Annotated in this window: 17 protein-coding genes; 3 read left to right on the forward strand and 14 right to left on the reverse strand. The window is 71.1% G+C overall.

Going from position 1 to position 17,926, the window contains the following annotated elements:
• Window positions 1-2 precede the first annotated feature (2 nt).
• From WML84_RS05395 to WML84_RS05415, 5 genes are all read right to left on the reverse strand, one after another.
• Entirely contained in the window at window positions 3-644 is a 642-nt protein-coding gene (locus WML84_RS05395) for an NAD(P)H-binding protein (RefSeq protein WP_347345117.1), read from the reverse strand.
• Between the two features lie 156 nt (window positions 645-800).
• Window positions 801-2,603: a hypothetical protein gene (locus WML84_RS05400; protein ID WP_347345118.1), complete on the reverse strand. Its 1,803-nt coding sequence runs from the start codon at window positions 2,601-2,603 to the stop codon at window positions 801-803.
• A gap of 137 nt (window positions 2,604-2,740) precedes the next feature.
• A complete protein-coding gene (rlmB, locus tag WML84_RS05405) occupies window positions 2,741-3,739 on the reverse strand; it encodes a 23S rRNA (guanosine(2251)-2'-O)-methyltransferase RlmB (protein ID WP_347345119.1) in 999 nt (332 codons plus the stop codon).
• On the reverse strand, window positions 3,732-5,135 hold the full coding sequence (gene cysS / locus WML84_RS05410) for a cysteine--tRNA ligase (protein WP_347345120.1): 1,404 nt from the start codon (window positions 5,133-5,135) through the stop codon (window positions 3,732-3,734). The genes rlmB and cysS overlap by 8 nt, the downstream gene beginning before the upstream one ends.
• Before the next feature lie 56 nt (window positions 5,136-5,191).
• Window positions 5,192-6,274, reverse strand: a complete 1,083-nt coding sequence (locus WML84_RS05415) for a proline racemase family protein (protein WP_347345121.1) — start codon at window positions 6,272-6,274, stop codon at window positions 5,192-5,194.
• A 63-nt stretch (window positions 6,275-6,337) separates the two neighbouring features.
• On the opposite strand from WML84_RS05415, the gene WML84_RS05420 reads away from it, so the two are divergent.
• Window positions 6,338-7,363 (forward strand): Ldh family oxidoreductase, encoded by a 1,026-nt coding sequence (locus WML84_RS05420; protein ID WP_347345122.1) that lies wholly within the window; start codon window positions 6,338-6,340, stop codon window positions 7,361-7,363.
• Window positions 7,364-7,372: 9 nt separating this feature from the next.
• Here WML84_RS05420 and WML84_RS05425 read toward each other — a convergent pair whose 3' ends face one another.
• From WML84_RS05425 to WML84_RS05465, 9 genes are all read right to left on the reverse strand, one after another.
• Window positions 7,373-8,119: an SDR family oxidoreductase gene (locus WML84_RS05425; RefSeq protein ID WP_347345123.1), complete on the reverse strand. Its 747-nt coding sequence runs from the start codon at window positions 8,117-8,119 to the stop codon at window positions 7,373-7,375.
• Complete coding sequence (locus tag WML84_RS05430) at window positions 8,116-8,853, reverse strand: SDR family oxidoreductase (RefSeq protein WP_347345124.1); 738 nt, start codon at window positions 8,851-8,853, stop codon at window positions 8,116-8,118. Before WML84_RS05430 ends, WML84_RS05425 begins: the two co-directional genes overlap by 4 nt.
• Window positions 8,854-8,973: 120 nt before the next feature.
• A complete protein-coding gene (locus tag WML84_RS05435) occupies window positions 8,974-9,810 on the reverse strand; it encodes a sugar phosphate isomerase/epimerase family protein (protein WP_347345125.1) in 837 nt (278 codons plus the stop codon).
• Between the two features lie 106 nt (window positions 9,811-9,916).
• Window positions 9,917-10,756, reverse strand: a complete 840-nt coding sequence (locus tag WML84_RS05440; protein ID WP_347345126.1) for an amino acid ABC transporter ATP-binding protein — start codon at window positions 10,754-10,756, stop codon at window positions 9,917-9,919.
• A complete protein-coding gene (locus tag WML84_RS05445) occupies window positions 10,756-11,487 on the reverse strand; it encodes an amino acid ABC transporter permease (RefSeq protein WP_347345127.1) in 732 nt (243 codons plus the stop codon). Before WML84_RS05445 ends, WML84_RS05440 begins: the two co-directional genes overlap by 1 nt.
• A gap of 15 nt (window positions 11,488-11,502) precedes the next feature.
• Window positions 11,503-12,384: a transporter substrate-binding domain-containing protein gene (locus WML84_RS05450; RefSeq protein WP_347345128.1), complete on the reverse strand. Its 882-nt coding sequence runs from the start codon at window positions 12,382-12,384 to the stop codon at window positions 11,503-11,505.
• A 134-nt stretch (window positions 12,385-12,518) separates the two neighbouring features.
• Window positions 12,519-13,763: an FAD-dependent oxidoreductase gene (locus WML84_RS05455; RefSeq protein WP_347345129.1), complete on the reverse strand. Its 1,245-nt coding sequence runs from the start codon at window positions 13,761-13,763 to the stop codon at window positions 12,519-12,521.
• A gap of 70 nt (window positions 13,764-13,833) precedes the next feature.
• Window positions 13,834-14,898 (reverse strand): proline racemase family protein, encoded by a 1,065-nt coding sequence (locus tag WML84_RS05460; protein ID WP_347345130.1) that lies wholly within the window; start codon window positions 14,896-14,898, stop codon window positions 13,834-13,836.
• A 47-nt stretch (window positions 14,899-14,945) separates the two neighbouring features.
• The gene (locus WML84_RS05465; protein ID WP_347345131.1) at window positions 14,946-15,848 is read right to left on the reverse strand and encodes a dihydrodipicolinate synthase family protein; all 903 of its coding nucleotides are present in this window, start codon (window positions 15,846-15,848) and stop codon (window positions 14,946-14,948) included.
• Between the two features lie 211 nt (window positions 15,849-16,059).
• On the opposite strand from WML84_RS05465, the gene WML84_RS05470 reads away from it, so the two are divergent.
• The gene (locus WML84_RS05470) at window positions 16,060-16,656 is read left to right on the forward strand and encodes a short chain dehydrogenase (protein WP_347345132.1); all 597 of its coding nucleotides are present in this window, start codon (window positions 16,060-16,062) and stop codon (window positions 16,654-16,656) included.
• Between the two features lie 47 nt (window positions 16,657-16,703).
• Window positions 16,704-17,926: aldehyde dehydrogenase family protein (locus WML84_RS05475; RefSeq protein WP_347345133.1), on the forward strand; the 1,223-nt coding region annotated here is incomplete at its 3' end.

Consider the following 17,926-nt stretch of genomic DNA (forward strand, 5'->3'; position numbering starts at 1 on the left):
GCTCAGTACCCGACGGTGAACCGGTCGCGGTGACGGCGCGGCTCGTCGATCTCGTCGACCAGCGCGATCGCGAAGTCGGCGCCGGAGATGAAGGACTCGCCGTCGGCATCCTCGACCACGACGTCGCCGCCCTCGCGGTACGAGCCGGTCCGCTCGCCGGGCACCCACGCGCCGAACACCTTCGGCGGGTGCACCAGGAACCAGTCCAGGCCGGGGTCGGACGCCTGCAGCAGGTCGAGGGTCTCGACGCCGACGCCCGCCTCGTGACGGTACTCCTCGGGCACGCCCAGATCCCACAGGCGCGGTCCGCCCGGTGCGCTGAGGCTGCCCATCGCGCCGCCGACGACGCCCAGTCGCGTCCGGGTGCCGGTGAGCCGATCGGCGAGGTCGCGCAGCACGTCGAGCACGCGGTCGGACATGTCGCCGCGCGGCGAGAGCGCCGAGACCACGACGTCGGCGCCGGCGAGCACGTCGCCGAGGGCGTCGAGGTCGAGCACCGAGCCCTCCACGTAGGTCACCCCGGGGACGGGGTCGGCCGGCGCCTTGCGCGCGACCGAGACCACGTCGTGGCCGCGTGCGGCTGCTTCGGCGACGATGTGTGCTCCGGCGTAGCCGGTTCCTCCGAGGACGACGACACGGGCCATGGGCGTTCCTTTCGGTCGATGCTCACCCAGAACAAGCCGCGCGATCGGCCGGCTATTCCCGGGCGTCCACGATCGCTTCGACGACGGGCGGCGTGCGGCTTCGGGGCCGCGAGCGATCACGTCGCCGCCCACGGTCGGCCGCCGTGGCGTGACGCCTCACACGCCGTCATCGCCCGCCGTGACGACCCCGGGCTCCAGACCGTTCTTCCTCAGATAGGTGAGTGCGCGATCGACGAGCTCGATCTTCCGCTTCAGATCCTTGAGGCCCGGGGCGGAGTCGTCGGAGAACTCGTCGAGCTGCTCGTGCTGACGACGCACCTCGATCTCGGTCTCGACGAGGCTCGCCCACACCGCGGGGTCCTGCTCGAGGCTCTGCCTCTTCCGCAGGATCGCCACCGTCAGCTGGGTCGCCACCACCGCCTCGACCGTCTCCGCCGAGGTCGCGGGGCTGGCAAGGCCGACCCCGATGCCGCCGGCGCTCACGCTGACCAGGGCGCCCGCCGTGAGGAGTCCGCCGATCATCCCGCCGGGCCCGAAGGCGGCCAGCGCGCTGGTGATCGCCGCCGCTCCCGCGAGTCCCACCGGCGCCGCGGCGAGGGCGAGCCCGCTGGTCGCCACGACCGCCGCGGCACCCACGCCGAGGGCGATCCACTTGACCCAGTTGATCCCGCCGCCCGCCAACGCCTTACGGGCCTCGTCGACGGCCGCGAACGCGTCGACTGCGATCTGCTTGCCCAGGCCCGACTCGAGGACCAGCTCCTCCAGCGCCTCGCGCTGCACGTTCTTCGGCACCGTGATCTCGAACGGTCGGAGAATGTTCGTCGCCATGATGCTCACCAGCGGGACCACCGCCTCCTCCTTGAACAGGTGGCTGATGCGATCCGGTGCGGGCGCGACGGCGTTCACGTCGGAGAGGTCGAAGGCGAGTCGGGCGATCGAGGTCGGCAGCGGCCGGCCATACCGCATGTTGCGCTCGTGAACTCCATCGAAGGCCGTCGCCTGCACCTGTCGCAGCGCGCCGATGTAACGATCCCGCTGATCGCCGGCGAGCTTCGTGCTGACGAGGTACGCGTAGCGCAGCGCCATGAGCGCGATCGTCTCCGCGTAGTCCAGCGGGATCTCCACCGCCTGCTCCACGATCGCGAGCTCCCTCGACGTCGAGCCGAAGAGCGCGAAGCCGATCGCGGCGGCCACGGCGTCGTTCGCGAGGTACTGGGACGCGTCGTGTGCAGGGACGCCGAGCCCGGCGTTGATGCGGACGTCGATCATCCAGGGGAACACCGACGACACGCCGCGGTTGGCGACGATCGGATCCTGAGCATTCCAGACGTTCACCCACCACGAGAGGTTCGTCGGCGGATCCTTGAGCGTCTCGCGGAACTTGTCGACGTCGAAGTTGGCGCTGGCCAGCGGGCTCCCGATGGTGACCATGCCGACGACCTCCAGCCCCTTCGGGAGGCGACGGAGGAGGTCGGCGGCGATCACCGAGCCGAGACTGTGGCCGACCACCACGACCCGACCCGACGCCGGCAGCTTGCCGAGGATCCGTCGCAGCACGTGCGCACGGATCCCCTCGTTCCTCGCATAGTTCCTCGCCTGCTTCATCACCGGGACCGGGGACTGGACCGCGCCATCGACGACCTGGTCCATCGCCCACGCGCCCGGGCCGCCGTCGTGATGTCCCAGCCGGAGCTCGAGCGCCGCGGTCCGGCGTTCGAAGGCGCGCCGGTTGCGTCTCGCCGCGTCGCCGGAGGGCTGCCTGATCGTCACGCCCGGCAGCGGCTCCTTCTCGTCGACGCCCTTCAGCGCGTGGGCGTACTTGGGCGCGATCACCCGCACGCCGTCCAGATCGGGATAGCCGAGCCGAGCGAGACCCGCCGTCAGCGCGGCCTTCCAGGCATCGTTCTGGTCGCCGTCGCCGACCCCGTGCAGGAACAGCAGAATCGTCTCGTCCGTCATGAAATCCCCCTCCGTGCGGGCCTCGGCCCCAGCCGACGCGCACTCATACATGCGCATATCCACATCAGGGTAGCGGGGACGCCGGACATCGCGCGCACGCACGGAGCGCCCGATCGACGGGAGGATTCCGCGGTCGGCTATTCGCCGGACGCGGAGCGCAGGGTGGCGACCTGATACAGGGCGACGGATGCCGCGATCCCGGCGTTCAGCGACTCGGTCGCCGACGAGATCGGGATCGAGACGATCTGGTCGCACGTCTCGGTCACCAGGCGGGACAGGCCCTTGCCCTCGGAGCCGACGACGATCACGACCGGCCGGTCGGCCAACTGCAGAGCGGGCAGCGCGACGTCGCCGTCGCCGTCGAGGCCGAGGACGAACACGCCCTGCTTCTTGAGCTCCTTGAGCGTCGTCGTCAGGTTCGGCGCGATCGCAACAGGGATGCGGGCCGCCGCGCCCGCGCTCGTCTTCCACGCCGCCGAGGTGACGCCCGCGGAGCGACGCTGCGGCACGATCACGCCGTGCCCGCCGAACGCCGCCGTGGAGCGGATGATCGCGCCGAGGTTGCGCGGGTCGGTGACGCCGTCGAGGGCGATCAGGAGCGGGAGGTCGCCGCGGTCGACGATCTCTTCGAGCAGGTCCTGCGGGTGCGCGTACTCGTACGGCGGCACCTTCAGCGCGACGCCCTGGTGCACGCCGTCGAAGCCGGCCATGCGGTCGAGCTCGGGGCGCATGACCTCGAGCACCGGGATGCCGCGGTGCGTGGCGATCGAGAGCATCTCCTTGACGCGGTCGTCCATCTCGACGCGCTGCGCGATGTAGAGCGCCGTGGCGGGGATGCGGGCGCGGAGGGCCTCGAGCACGCTGTTGCGCCCGGTGACGGTCTCGGTGTCGTCGCCGGCCTTGGGCTTGCGGCTCGCGCCGCCCCCGGCCGGCTTGCCGCCCGGCCGCCCCTTGCCGCCGGCCGCGACGTAGCGCTCCTGCGCGGCCTTGCGCTTGCCGGCGACGTGCCAGCTGCGGTCCTCCGCCTTGGGCGTCGGCCCCTTGCCCTCGAGGGACTTGCGGCCGTGACCGCCGGTGCCCTTCATGGGGCCCTTCTTCTTGCTGTTGCCCGCTCCGGGCCGGCCTGGCCTAGCCATCGTCAAGACTCCAATGCGTCGCGTCGGGGGTGTCTTCGAGGACGATGCCGGCCGCAGCGAGCGCGTCGCGAACGCGGTCGGCCGCGGCCCAGTCGCGTTCGGCGCGCGCCTGCGCGCGCTGGGCGATCATCGTCTGCACGAGCGCGTCCAGGGCGGCGGTCTCGGCGCCCGCACCGTCGGTGCGCCAGAACGGGTCCTCCGGGTTCAGGCCGAGGATGCCGGTCATGCGCCCCACGCCGACGGCCGCGCGCGCCGCGGCGCCGCGGTCACCGGCATCCAGTGCCGCGTTGCCCGCGCGCACCTGCTCGTGGATGAGGGCCAGCGCCTGCGGCACGCCCAGGTCGTCGTCCATCGCCGCGGCGAAGCCGTCGGGCAGGTCGGCGACGGTGAGCCAGGCGTCCTGGCCGAGGGTGCGCGCCGCGCGCACCTGGAACGTACGGATGCGGTCGAGGGCCGCCTCGGCCTCGTCGAAGCTCGACGGGGCGAGGTCGAGGCTCGACCGATAATGGGCGGCGGCGAGCGCGTACCGCACCACGAGCGGGTCGCGCTCTGCGAGCACGTCGCGGGCGAGCACGAAGTTGCCGAGCGACTTCGACATCTTCTGGTCGCCGACGGTCACGAGGCCGTTGTGCACCCAGTAGCGCGCGAAGCCGTCGCCGGCGGCGGTGGACTGGGCGAGCTCGTTCTCGTGGTGGGGGAAGCGCAGGTCGAGACCGCCGCCGTGCAGGTCGAACTGCGCGCCGAGGTAGCGTCGCGCCATCGCCGAGCACTCGATGTGCCAGCCGGGGCGCCCCGGACCCCACGGGGAGCTCCACACGGCATCCGCCGGCTCGCCCTCCTTGGCGCCCTTCCACAGCGCGAAGTCGCGCGGATCGCGCTTGCCACGCGGATCGGCGTCGCCGGCGGGCTCCATCGCGTCGATCGACTGGTGCGTGAGCGCGCCGTACTCGGACCACGAGCGCACGTCGAAGTACACGTCGCCGGCGGCGGCGTACGCGTGGCCGCCCTCGATGAGCCGGGCGATGAGCTCCTGCATCTGCGGGATCGAGGCGGTCGCACGCGGCTCGTACGTGGGGGGAAGGATGCCGATGGCGGAATACGCCTGCGTGAACTCGCGCTCCATGCGGTACGCGAGCGCCCACCACGGCTCGCGCTCGGTCGAGTTCGCGAGCACCTTGTCGTCGATGTCGGTGACGTTGCGCACGAACGTGACACGCTCGAACCGGTGCTCGAGCCAGCGGCGCAGCAGGTCGAACGCGAGCGCCGCGCGCAGGTGGTGGATGCCGGGTCCGGACTGCACCGTCGGACCGCACACGTACATCGTGACGTTCTGCGGATCGAGCGGCACGAAGTCGCGCAGCGCCTGCGCCTTGGTGTCGTAGAGCCGGACCGTCACCGCAACAGCCTACCGGCCGGGGGTGCCCGCCGAGACGTCGCATGACGGCGCCGCGACTATGCGCGCCGCGTCTCGGCGATCTGCTGCCACCGCTCGCCGCGCAGGTTCGACACGTCGAACCACGTGTCGCTGAGGGCGAAGCCGTGCGGGTACGGGTCGGTCGGATGGGTCACGGTGCGGGTGCGGCCGTAGATCCAGGCCTGACCGGCGATCGCGGGGACGACCGCGTCGTAGCCGCCGACGGTCGTGAGTCCCTCGATCTCGCACGTGAAGGCGCTGCCGGTGATCGAGCGGTGCACGAACGGCTCGCCGACGCGGAGGTCGCCGCGCGCGTGCATGAGGGCGAGCCGCGCCGACGACCCGGTGCCGCAGGGCGAGCGGTCGCAGCGACCCGGCGACACCACGACCGTGTTGCGCGCGGTGAGCACGCCGTCCACGCGCTCCAGCGGGCCCATGAACTGCAGGTTCGTGATGCCCGGCATGTCGGGGTTTCCCGGATACGACACCGGGAGCTGCTCGATCGCGGCGCGCTTGATGCGCTCCCCCAGCTCGCACAGCTCGCGCGCCTCGCCCGGCTCGATCGCGACGCCGAGGTCCACGGCATCCACCATGACGAAGGTCATGCCGCCGAAGCTCACGTCGACGCGCAGGCTCCCCAGCCCCGGCACCTCGATCACGGCGTCGCGGTGGTAGACGAACGCGGGCTGGTTCACGAAGCGGACGCTCGTGACCTTTCCGTCCGCGCACTCGCACCGCACGCGGATGAGGCCGGCAGGAGACTCCAGCGTGAGCTCGGTGACCGGCTCGACCATGGGGAGGATGCCCTCCTCCAGCAGCACGGTCGCCACGCACATCGTGTTCGAGCCCGACATCGCCGGGTACTCCGTCGACTCCATGACGATGTAGCCCATCGACGCCTCCGGATGGTTCGATGGCACGATGAGGTTCGCGTTGTGCCACACCGCACCGCGCGGCTCGAAGAGCACGGCCCGCCGGATCTCGTCACGGTGGCGCTCGATCCACAGCTTCTTGTCGAACACCGTCTCGCCGGGCACCTCGCCGAGGCCTCCGACGACGACGCGGCCGACCTCGCCCGCCGCATGGCAGTCGACGATCTCCAGCTCACCGATGGCGCTCACAGTCGGCAGTGTATCTTACAATCAGACAATCCTGTCGACCTGTTCGGCCAGAGGAGGCCCATCGTGACCGAGACTCCCCCGCCCGACGAGCGCATCCGGTTCGACGACCTCGTCGCCGCGATCGAGTCCTACCTCATCGGCGCCGGCCTCGCGCCGGACGGCGCCGCGGTCATCGCCCGCCACCACGCCGCGTGCGAGCGCGACGGCGCGCTCAGCCACGGCGTCTTCCGCGTGCCGCAGTACGTCGACACGCTCCGCACCGGCTACCTCGACGGGGCCGCCGCCCCGCGGGTCGAGCAGGTCACGTCGAGCTACCTCCGCGTCGACGCCGCCGGCGGCCTCGCCCCGCTCGCACTCGAGACGGCGCGCGAGGCGATCATGGCGGCGGTGGCACGCGAGGGCGTCGCGGTCGTCGCGATCCGCGACTCGCACCACCACAGCGCGCTCTGGCCCGACCTCGAGCCTTTCGCCGAGGCCGGCTGCTTCGCACTGACCACCGTCACGGGCGGAGTGCCCAAGGTCGCCCCCGCCGGCGCCCGTGAGCCCGTGCTCAGCACCAACCCGCTCGCGTTCGCGGTTCCCGTCGCGGGCTCCCACCCGCTGATCGCCGACCTCGCGACCTCGTCGATGTCGTTCGGCGACCTCACCCTCGCGGCACGCGCCGGGCGCCCGGTGCCGCTCGGGACGGGCGTCGACGCCGAGGGCGACGAGACGACGGATGCCGCCGCCATCGCCCGCGGCGGCACGCTGCTGCCGTTCGGCGGCCACAAGGGCGCGGCCCTGTCGATGATGGTCGAGCTCCTCGCCTCGGCGCTCACCGGCGGGGAGTTCTCGTTCGAGGCCGTCGTCGGCAAGCCGAGCGGCGCGTACTCGTCGCGGACCGGCCAGTTCCTCCTGGTCGTCGACCCCGACCGCGGCGGCACGGGCGGCTTCGCCGATCGCGCCGCCGCGCTCGTCCGGGCGCTGCGGGATGCCGGTGCCGAGAGGCTGCCCGCCGACCACCGCTACGCGCGACGCGCCGAGGCCGAGCGCGACGGCATCCCGGTCACGCCCGCGATCCGCGAGCTGCTCGCGGCGATCGCGCCGTAGCGCGGCCGCTCACCGCACGTAGTCGGCGCCGGTGATGTCGAGGGTCGCGCCGGTCATGTGGCGGGCGCGGCCCGACGCGAGGAAGGCGACGGTCTCGGCGACGTCCTCGGGCGGCACGACCTCGCGCATCGGCAGCGCCGCGAGCCTCTCGGGCGGCATGTGCCCCGCGATCATGGGCGTGGCCACCATCGCCGGGGCGATCGAGTACGCGACGACCCCGAGGTGCGCGTAGGCGCGCGCGACGCCCTTCATGAGGTTCTGCAGGCCCGCCTTCGCGACGCCGTACGCGAGGTGCTCCGCGTCGTCGCCGCGCAGCGACGACCTGCTCGCCATGGAGATGATCGCGCCGCCGCCGCGCTCAGCGAAGTCGAGCACGGCGCGCCGCGTCAGCCACGCGGCCGAGCGCAGGTTGAGCGTCAGGTTCGCGTCCCAGCCGACGGCCCACTCGTCCGCGGGCTCGAGCGGCGAGCGCAGCCACAGGCCCGCGTTGTTCACGAGCACGTCGATGCCGCCGAGCGCCGCGGATGCCGCATCCCACAGCTCGTCGGGACCGGTCGGCGACATGAGGTCGGCCTGCAGCGCGACCGAGCCCGACGGCTCCTCGGCCGCGAGCGCGGCGGCCTGGTCGCCGCTGGAGCCGTAGTGGATCGCGAGGCGGGCGCCGTCGCGGTGCAGCGCGCGGCAGATCGCGGTGCCGATGCCGCCCGCGCCGCCGGTGACGAGGATCCGGCGCCCGTCGAGCACGCCCGCGCTCACGAGAACAGCCCGCCGGTGATCTCGACCGTCCCGCCGGTCACGTAGGTGGACTCGGGGCCGACGAGGTACGACATGAGCGCGGCGACGTCCTTCGGACGTCCCACCCTCCCGATCGGGATGGGCGCCGCGAGCTCCGCCTCGGTGAGGTTGTTGTCGCGCAGCCGCTTCTCGACCATGGGCGTCAGGATCTCACCGGGACACACCGCGGTCACGCGGACGCCGAGACGGCCGAAGTCGAGGGCCAGGCTCTTGCTCAGCGACACGACGGCCGCCTTCGAGGCGTTGTACGCGATGTGGCCCGGCGCGGGGATCAGCCCCCAGTTCGAGGCGATGTTCGCGATCGAGCTCGTGCCGGCCTTCGCGAGGAGGGGAAGGGCCTCGCGGCACGTGAAGAACACGCCCGTGGTGTTGATGCGGATGGTGTCGAGCCAGTCCTCGTCGCTGATCGTGAGGGCGTCGCCGCGGCGCATGATCCCGACGCAGTTGACGAGGGCGTCGAGGCTCTCCACGCGCTCGGCGAGGCTCGCGAACGCGGCCTTGATCGCGACGTGGTCGCCGAGGTCGACGACGACGGGCTCGATGCGGTCGCGGTGCGGGTCGTCGCTCCACGCGTCGTCGGCGAAGCGCACGTCGAACGCGAACACGTGCATGCCGTCCGCGGCCAGGCGCGACGCGACCGCGCTCCCGATCCCTCCGCCGGCACCCGTGACGACGGCGGTCCTGCTTGCGCTCATGTGCGGTTCCCTTCGTGTGCGCACATCCGGCCGGATGACCAGATTGCCTGACAATATGTGTTCACTCTATCGCCGTGCACCCGCTCGCGACAGACCCGGATCGACCGCTCGCCGGCGACGTCAGTCGGGGAAGTTCCGCGTGATCACGCGGTCGAACGACTCGACGGTCAGGCGCACGATCTCCGCCAGCGGCAGCCGCCAGATCTCGTCGTTGAAGACCTCGTTCTCGACCGGGCCGGAGTACCCGGCACTCCGCATCGTGCGCGTCATGCCCACGAGGTCGATGACCCCGTCGCCGGGCATCAGGCGGCCGTTCATGTTGTTCGGGAAGGGCAGCGGGAGCGCGTAGTCGTTGATCTGGTAGCCGGCGAGGCGCCCATCGGCGCCCGCCCGCGCGACCGAGTCCTCGAACTCCGGGTCCCAGAACGTCGCCCACGAGTCCACGAGCACCCCGTACTGCTCGGCCGGCAGGCCGTCGACGATCCGCAGCGCCTGACCGACCGTCGTGACCATCGAGCGGTCGTTCACGAAGAGCGGATGGATCGGCTCGAGCTGCAGGCGCACGCCGCTGGCCGCGACGTCGGGCTGGAGCCGCTCGAGCGCGTCGCGGACGCGGGCCTCGGCGCTGCGGATCGAACGGTCGTGCGCCGGCAGGCCGCCCGCGACGAACGAGAGGGTCGGCACCGACAGCTCGGCGCACGCCGCCAGCGCCCGGCGCACCGCGTCGTACGCCTGGTCGAGCTCGCGCCCGCTCTTGTCCGCGAGGAAGCCGACCCGGCTCATCGACGTCGCGGTGACGCCCGTGTCGGCCAGGAGGCGGCGCGTGGCCGCGACGCCGGTCGCCTCGACCGGCTCGACCCACAGCCCGATGTGCGGGATGCCGGCCCTCGCGGCCGCGTCGATCGTCTCCGACAGCCCGTAGGGCATGGTGGTGGCCTGGTTCAGGCAGAGCTTCATTTTTCCTCCTGCGTCGTGCGCGCGTGCGGCCGGTGGAACGAGACGCGGGGCGCCCGAGGCGGACCGATGCGGATCCGGCTCGGACGCCCCGCGGCATCCGCTTGCCTCAGAAGCGGACGGCGTCGACGAACTTCTTGAGATCCGGATTGTCGTTGTGGTTGAACGCGTCATCCGGAGTCGTGTTCACCGCGATCTCGCCCTCGTGGAAGAAGACCAGCCGGTCGGCGGCCTTCGACGCGAACGCCATGTCGTGCGTCACGAGCGCGACGGCGATCCCCTCGTCCTGCTTGAGGCGGCGCAGGACGTCGAGGACCTCGGCCGCGACGGGCGGGTCGAGCGCGCTCGTGATCTCGTCGCACAGCAGCAGCTTCGGCTGCATCATGAGCGCTCGGGCGATCGCGACGCGCTGCCGCTCGCCGCCGGAGAGCTGGCTCGGCTTGCTGCGCAGGTGCTGCGACATGCCGACCTCGGCGAGCGAGCGCTTGGCGCGCTCGAGCGCCTCGGCCTGGCTCATGCCGAGCCGCTTGCGCGGCGCCAGCGTGAGGTTGGCGAGGACGTCCATGTGCGGCCACAGCGTGTAGGACTGGAAGATCATGCCGACGTGGGAGTCGACCTCGTCCCACGCGTCGGTGCGCTCTCCCTCCTCGAACACGACCTCGCCGTCGAAGGTGATCTTGCCGTCGTCGGGGTCGGTCAGGCCGGCCAGAGCCCGCAGCAGCGTGCTCTTGCCCGACCCGGACTTGCCGATGATGACGGTGATGTCGCCCACGAGCATGTCGAAGTCGACGTTCTTGAGGATCTGCCGGTCGCCGAAGCTCTTCTGCAGTCCGCGCGCCGTCACCAGGACCTCGCCGATGGATGCCGTGATCGTCTTGACGGTCCCGGTGCGGATCGACCCGGTGGGTGTGCGGTTCGAGCCCGTCGGGGTGCTTCCCGTGTCGGCCATCAGTTCACCTCTCCTTTCGAGGCGGCCACGAGCGCCCTGATCGGCTTGCGCCGGCCGGGGACCCGCTGTCCGCTCTGCTGCATGCGGCGCTCCAGGTGGTTCGTGATGAGCGAGGCCGGGAACGCCACGACGAAGTAGATCGCCGCCGCCACCGTGAACACCTCGAGGGCGCGGTAGCTCTGCGCCGAGATGGTGTTCGCGACGAACATGAGGTCGGCCACGGCGATCGTCGAGACCAGCGCCGTGTCCTTGAACATCGAGATGTTCAGCGACAGGATCACCGGCACCTGCTGGCGCAGCGCCTGGGGCAGGATGATGTAGCGCAGCCGCTGGAAGCTCGTGAGCCGCAGCATCTGGCCCGCCTCGATCTGCTCCACCGGCACGGCCTGGAAGCCGGAGCGGTACGCCTCCGCCATGAAGGCGGTGAGGTTCGCGGTCAGGGCGATGACCGCCGAGGTGAACCCCGGCAGCGTCACGCCCGTGAGCGCGGGCAGAGCGTAGAAGATCCAGAACAGCTGCACGAGCATCGGCGTGCACCGGAAGATCTCGATGTAGATCTGCGCGAGCCAGCGCAGCACCGTGATCGGCGACATCCGGGCGACGGCCACCGGCACCGCGAGGATCATGCTGAGCACGATCGTGATCAGCGAGATCTCGACGGTGACCAGCAGGCCGCCCATCAATCGGTCGAAGTTGCTGGTGACGACCGCCCAGTCGAAGTTGTAGTTCATGGCGATGCCGTTCGACTACTGCTTCAGCAGCCCGGCGTCGGCGAGCTGGTCCTCGGTCACGTAGCCGACCTCTGCGTAGGCCGCCTCCATGACGCCCTCGTTGAGCGCACGCTCGATCGCGACGTTCACGGTCTGGATCGACCGGGCGTCGGCCGACGCCGGCACGCCGTACGCGACCAGGCCGCGGTAGATGTCGGGGTCGGGGAGGATGATCTTCAGGGTCGGGTCCTCCTGCGCCTGGCTGATCGCGGTCGGCAGGTCGGCGAGCTCGGCGATGATGCGGTCGGCGCGCAGCGACTGGATGAGGTTCGCGAACGAGTCCGTCGACGCGGTCTTCGCGTCGGGGTACGCCCGGAGGAACGCGGCCTCGTGCGCGGTCCCCTGCGCGGTGCCGATCGTGCCGCCCGACTCGAGCAGGTCCTGCACGGTGGCGTACGGCGAGTCCGCCTCGACGAGGAACACGGCGGGGTAGTCCCACACCGGCTCGGTGAACTGGATCGCGACCGCCCGCTCGAGCGTGCGGTCGAGGTTCGCCGCGAAGTCGTAGCGGCCGGCCTGGAGGCCCGCCACGATGTTCTTCCATTCCGCGGGCACGGTCTCGACCTTGACACCGAGCGCCTTCGCGAGGTTCTCCAGCGGGATGATGTTCGGGCCGCCGAACGTGCCGTCCTCGAGCTCGACGGTGTGCGGCGGCGAGATGGCGACGCCCACGCGCAGCACGCCGCGCTTCTTGATCTCGTCGAGGAAGGCGCCCTGGGCCGACGCGTTGCTCGCGCCGCCGCCTCCCCCACCGCCTCGGAGCATCGCTCCGAGATACCCGCCGCCGAGGGCGAGCACGATCACGACGATGATGGCGGTAATGGTGCGGTTGACGCTCTGAGCTTTTACCTTAGCCACATCCTTCTCCTTGACCTGTTTGATTGTCTGGCAATCTGCCTTTCTGGATCATAAAGGCTGGTCAAGATCGCGTCAACAGTGCGAGGGGCACGATTCGAGCACTCTCATCGTGCGGCGCAGACGCCCGGGCCCGGTCAGCGTCCGCCGCGGAAACGGGCCGGCGAGAACGGCGCGAGGATCGGGTTCTCGCGGCCCTGGAGGATGAGCTCGGAGAGCACGCGCGCCGTCCCCGGGGCGAGCGTGACGCCCATCATGCCGTGGCCGCTCGCGACGAACGCGTTGTCGAGGCGCGGCAGGCGGCCGATGACCGCGAGCCCGTCGGGCGCCATCGGCCGCATGCCGGCCCGAGGGACGATCTCGGCCTCGGCCGGCGGCTCCCAGTCGCGGAAGTACGCTCCGGGAGCGCGCAGGATGGCGTCGACGCGCACGCGGTTGATCGTCTCGTCCAGCCCGCCGAACTCCATCGTGCCCGCCAGACGCAGGCGGTCGTTCAGCGGCGTGACCGCGACCTTCGCCTCGTCGAGGTTCGTGGCGCCGCGCAGGCCCAACGGCTTCACCTCGATGCAGTAGCCCTTGCCCGGCCGGATCGGCAGGTTCGCGCCGAAGATCCGCGACACGGCACCCGTCCACGCGCCCGCGGCGAGGAGGAAGCGGTCGCCGGCGAAGGTCCGCGTGCCCGACGAGACGCTCACGACCCGATCGGCGGCCAGCTGCACGCCGTCGATCGGCGCGTTCTCGACGATCTCGGCGCCCGACGCGACGAGCCGAGTCCGCAGCGCCCGTGTGAACGAGCCCGGGTCGAGGTGCATCTCCTTCGGGTAGAACAGACCGCCGCGCACGTCGTCGTTGAGCAGCGGCTCGTGCACGCGCACCTCGTCGTCGCGCAGCACCGTCGGATCGGCGCCGAACCTCCTCGTGAGGTCGACGTAGCCGAGATGGTGCGCCATGAGCGCGGGATCCTTGAACACCATGAGCATGCCGGCGTGGTGGAGCTCGAAGTCGAGGCCGTCGGCGCGGTACTCGTCGAAGAGGGCGACCGTGTCGGCGGCGAGCCGCAGGTCCGCCTCGAAGCCGGCCCGCTGCGCCCGCGCGTTGGACGCGCGGTACATCCCGAGCATGAAGGAGAGGAACGCCGGCTGCAGCGACGGCTTGATGTAGAGCGGGCTGTCCGGCCGCGTCATCCACTTCAGCGCCGCGAGGACCATTCCCGGCCCGGGCACCGGCAGCGAGTCCCCCGGGACGACCCAGCCGGCGTTGACGTCGCTCGCGCCGAGCCCGGTCGCACGCGCGTCGACGAGCGTGACCGTCCCGCCCTCGCGGACGAGATGGTACGCCGTGGCGAGGCCGATGACGCCTCCACCGATGACGACTGTGTGCATCAGATTCCTTTCCGGAGCGGACGATGCACCCGGATGCGCGATCGCATCCGGGCGGGAAGGGAGAGACCGGTCAGGCGCCCGGCCCCCAGATGTCGCCGACGCGGAACCCCACGGGGAAGGGGTCGTCGTCCTCGACGACGAAGTCGTGGAAGGCGGTGATCCACGCGCGTCCCGCGATCGTGGGCAGCACGGCCGGCATCCCGGCCACCGTCGTGGTGCCGCGGATGCCGCAGCGGAAGAGCGACCCGATCATGCTCTCGTGGACGAACATCTCGCCGACGGCGAGCTCGCCGCGGGCGAACTTCGCCGCCAGACGCGCCGAGGTGCCCGTGCCGCAGGGCGAGCGGTCGAGCGTGCTCGACCACGTGTGGGGGTCGTCCGGATCGACCGGGCCGTTGGGCACGATCACCGCGTTGCGGGCGTCCGCCCCCGGGGTGTCGGTCGGGCCGTGGATCATCGCGAGCGAGATGCCGCGGATGTCGGGGTGCTCCGGATGCGCGACCGGGAAGGTGCGCTGGGCCACCTCGCGCAGGATGCTGCCGGCGCGCAGCACCGCGCGCGCCTGCTCGGGGACCAGTCGCACGCCCAGATCCTCGGCGCGGGCCTGGACGTAGAACTGCCCTCCGAAGGCGACGTCGGCGCGCACCGTGCCGTACTCGGGCAGCTCGAACTCGTGGTCGAGCGCCACGACGAACGAGGGCACGTTGTCGATCCTGACCTCGGTCGCCCGGCCGTCCCGCACCGTCACGACGACCTCGACCACGCCGGTCGCCGTGTCGACGCGCAGGCGCGTCTCGGGCTCCTGCACGCGCACCGCGCCGGTCTCGACCATGGCCGTCACCGCGCACATGCAGTTGCTGCCCGACATGGGCCGGAAGCCGCCCTGCTCGAACACGACGATGCCGAAGTCGCTGCCCGGGTTCACCGGCGAGGTGACGATGACCCCGCACAGGGCCGGGTATCCGCGCGGCTCCTGCAGCAGGAGCGTCCGGAGCTCGTGGAGATGCTCCTGGGCGTAGGCGAGCCGCTCGTTCATCGTCGCGCCCCGGACGAGCAGGTCGCCACCGGGGACCACGCGGCCGGGCTCGCCGGCCGCGTGGACGTCGATGGCGTGGATCACCCTGCGTGGTGCCATCGTTGGCCTTCCTCTCGCTCCGAGAAGCTCTCGAGGGGTGATTCAGCTTACTTCGCGACGACCTCGACGCCGGCGGCGCGCAGGAGGACCGCCAGCTCGTCGCGGTGCTCCTGCGCGAGCGGCTGGAGGGGGCGACGGGTGCTGCCGGCGTCCACGCCGACCAGCGACACGCCGGCCTTGATCGCCGCCGCGTAGTTGTGCTGCTCGAGGAAGACGCAGATCGGGTTGATGGCCTTCCACAGCTCGCGCCCGCGGGCGAGGTCGAGGTCGACGGCCAGCGCCTGGTAGAGCTCGGCGGCGAGGGCGGGGATGAAGCTCGCGGCACCCCACACGCCGGCCTTGGCGCCCAGCGCGAGTCCCTGGAACGTGAGCGTGTCCCAGCCGTTGAGCGCGGTGATGTCGTCGCTGTGCTCGAACAGCACGGTGGCCATCTTGGTGTTGTCGCCGCCGGTGTCCTTGAAGCACGTGACGGTCGTCTCGCGACCGAGCTCGCCGAACTGCGCCGGGGTCAGCTCGACGCCGGTCACGCTCGGCAGGTTGTAGTACATGATCGGGATGTCGACGGCGGCCGAGATCGCCTTGTAGTGCGCGAGCAGCTCGTCGAAGTTCAGCGTGTCGTAGTACGGCGGGACGATCATGACGGCATCCGCGCCCGCCTCGGCGGCCGACTCGGTCAGTTCGATCGCGGCGTCCGTCGTGAGCGCGCCGGCCCCCGCGATCGCATAGCCGCGCCCGTCGGCGGCCTTCGCGTAGGCGGCGTTGACGGCCTTCTGCTCGTCGATCGAGAGCGACGTGAACTCGCCCGTGCTGCCCGTGGACACGACGCCGTGCGCTCCCCCGCCGAGGATGTGGTCCACCTGACGCTCGATGCCGGGCAGATCGAGCGCGCCGTTCGCGTCGAAGGGGGTGACGACGGCGGCGAGGATACCCTTGAGCTCGAGGTTTGTCATTGAACGGTCCTTTCGGTGGTGATGAGGACGCAGATCCGACACGTCGTCGCCGATCCAAGTCTTGCAAACAGATTGTCAGACATCGTCTGAGAAGACGCTACTCCGATCCGCGCGAGATCGTCAACCGGACGCGGCACCCCGCTTCCCGCGCCGGAATCACGCGTGATAGAGTGCGAATATCGTAAGATTGTCTGGCAAAGAGGAGCTTCCTATGCGCATCCTGGTCATCGGCGGCTCCGGCACGATCGGTCGTGCGGTCGTCAGCGCCTTCGAAGAGCTCGGCGACGAGGTCGTCTCGGCGGGACGCAGCACCTCCCCCGCCGTCGACATCACCGATCCCGCGTCGATCCGTGCGCTGTACGACGCCGTCGGGACGGTCGACGCGATCGTCTCCGTGACCGGCAAGGTGCCCTACGTCGACACCGCGAGCGCCACGCCGGAGGACTTCGCCGCCGGCTACGCGAACAAGCTCGGCGGACAGGTCAACCTCGTCCTCCTCGGCATCGCGCACCTCGCGCAGGGCGGCTCCTTCACCCTGACGACCGGCATCCTCGCCCAGCACTCCGTGCCCGGCAGCGTCATCGCCGGCACCGTCAACGGCGGCCTCGAGGCGTTCCTGCGCACGGCCGCGCTGGATCTCCCCCACGGCATCCGCATCAACGCGGTCAGCCCCACGATCATCAGCCGGCCCAACGGCCACAGCGACCTGTTCCGCGGATTCCACGCCGTCACCGCCGAGGAGGCCGCGCAGGCCTACGTGCGCTCGGTCTACGGCGTCGAGACGGGCCAGGTCTTCCGCGTCTGGTGACCGCCGCCGCCACGACCCCCCATCCCCACGGACGACAAAGGAGCACAATGTCTCGCTACCGGGTTCAGAACCCCGCGACCGGCGAGGTCCTCGAGACCTTCGACGCGGCCACCGACGAGCAGATCGAGCAGGCCCTCGCCGACGCGGATGCCGCGTACCGCGAGTGGCGCGAACGCGGTATCCAGGACCGCGCGGCCGTCGTCCACCGCGTCGCCGAGCTCTTCGAGGAGCGCAAGGAGGAGCTCGCCCGCATCATCGCCACCGAGATGGGCAAGCCGCTGCAGGAGGGCATCGAGGAGGTCGAGTTCGCCGCGTCGATCATCGACTACTACGCCGTGCACGGCCCGAGCCTGGCCACCGACTACGAGATCCCGAGCACCATCCCGGGAAAGGCCGTCATCGAGCGCCGACCCGTCGGACCGCTCCTGGGCGTCATGCCGTGGAACTTCCCGTACTACCAGGTCGCCCGGTTCGCGGCTCCCAACCTCGTGCTCGGCAACACGATCCTCCTCAAGCACGCCGACATCTGTCCCCGTTCGGCCCTCGCGATCCAGCAGATCATGACGGATGCCGGTGTGCCCGCGGGCGGCTACACCGCCCTGTTCGCCTCGCACGACCAGATCGCGACGATCGTCGCCGACAGCCGCGTGCACGGCGTCTCGCTCACCGGCTCGGAGCGCGCGGGCTCCATCATCGGCGAGCAGGCCGGACGCCACCTGAAGAAGGCGGTCCTCGAGCTCGGCGGCAACGACCCCATGATCGTGCTCGACTCCGACGACGTCGCCGCCGTCGCCGCCGACGGCTGGAACTTCCGCGTCTACAACGGCGGCCAGGTCTGCAACGGCAACAAGCGCATGATCGTCATGGCCGACGTCTACGACGAGTTCGTCGCCGAGCTCGTCGCGCTCGCCGACGGTCTCGTGGCGGGCGACCCGCTCGACATGCCGGAGCGCGGCTACGGTCCGCTGTCGACGCGCGGCGCCGCCGAGCAGGTCGACGAGCAGGTGCGGCGCGCCGTCGCCGGCGGGGCGACCCTCGTGGCGGGCGGCGTGCTCTCCGACGGCCCCGGCGCGTACTACTCGCCGGCCGTGCTCACCGGCATCGACCCGGCCTCGGCCTCGGCCCGCGAGGAGATCTTCGGCCCGGTGGCGACCGTGTACAAGGTGTCGAGCGACGAGGAGGCGCTGGCGCTGGCCAACGACTGCGACTTCGGTCTCGGCGGCTCGGTGTTCTCGACCGACCCGGCGCGCGCCGCGAAGATCGCCGCGCG

The sequence above is a fragment of the Microbacterium sp. genome (assembly GCF_039812165.1).
In the GTDB taxonomy this organism is placed as follows: domain Bacteria; phylum Actinomycetota; class Actinomycetes; order Actinomycetales; family Microbacteriaceae; genus Microbacterium.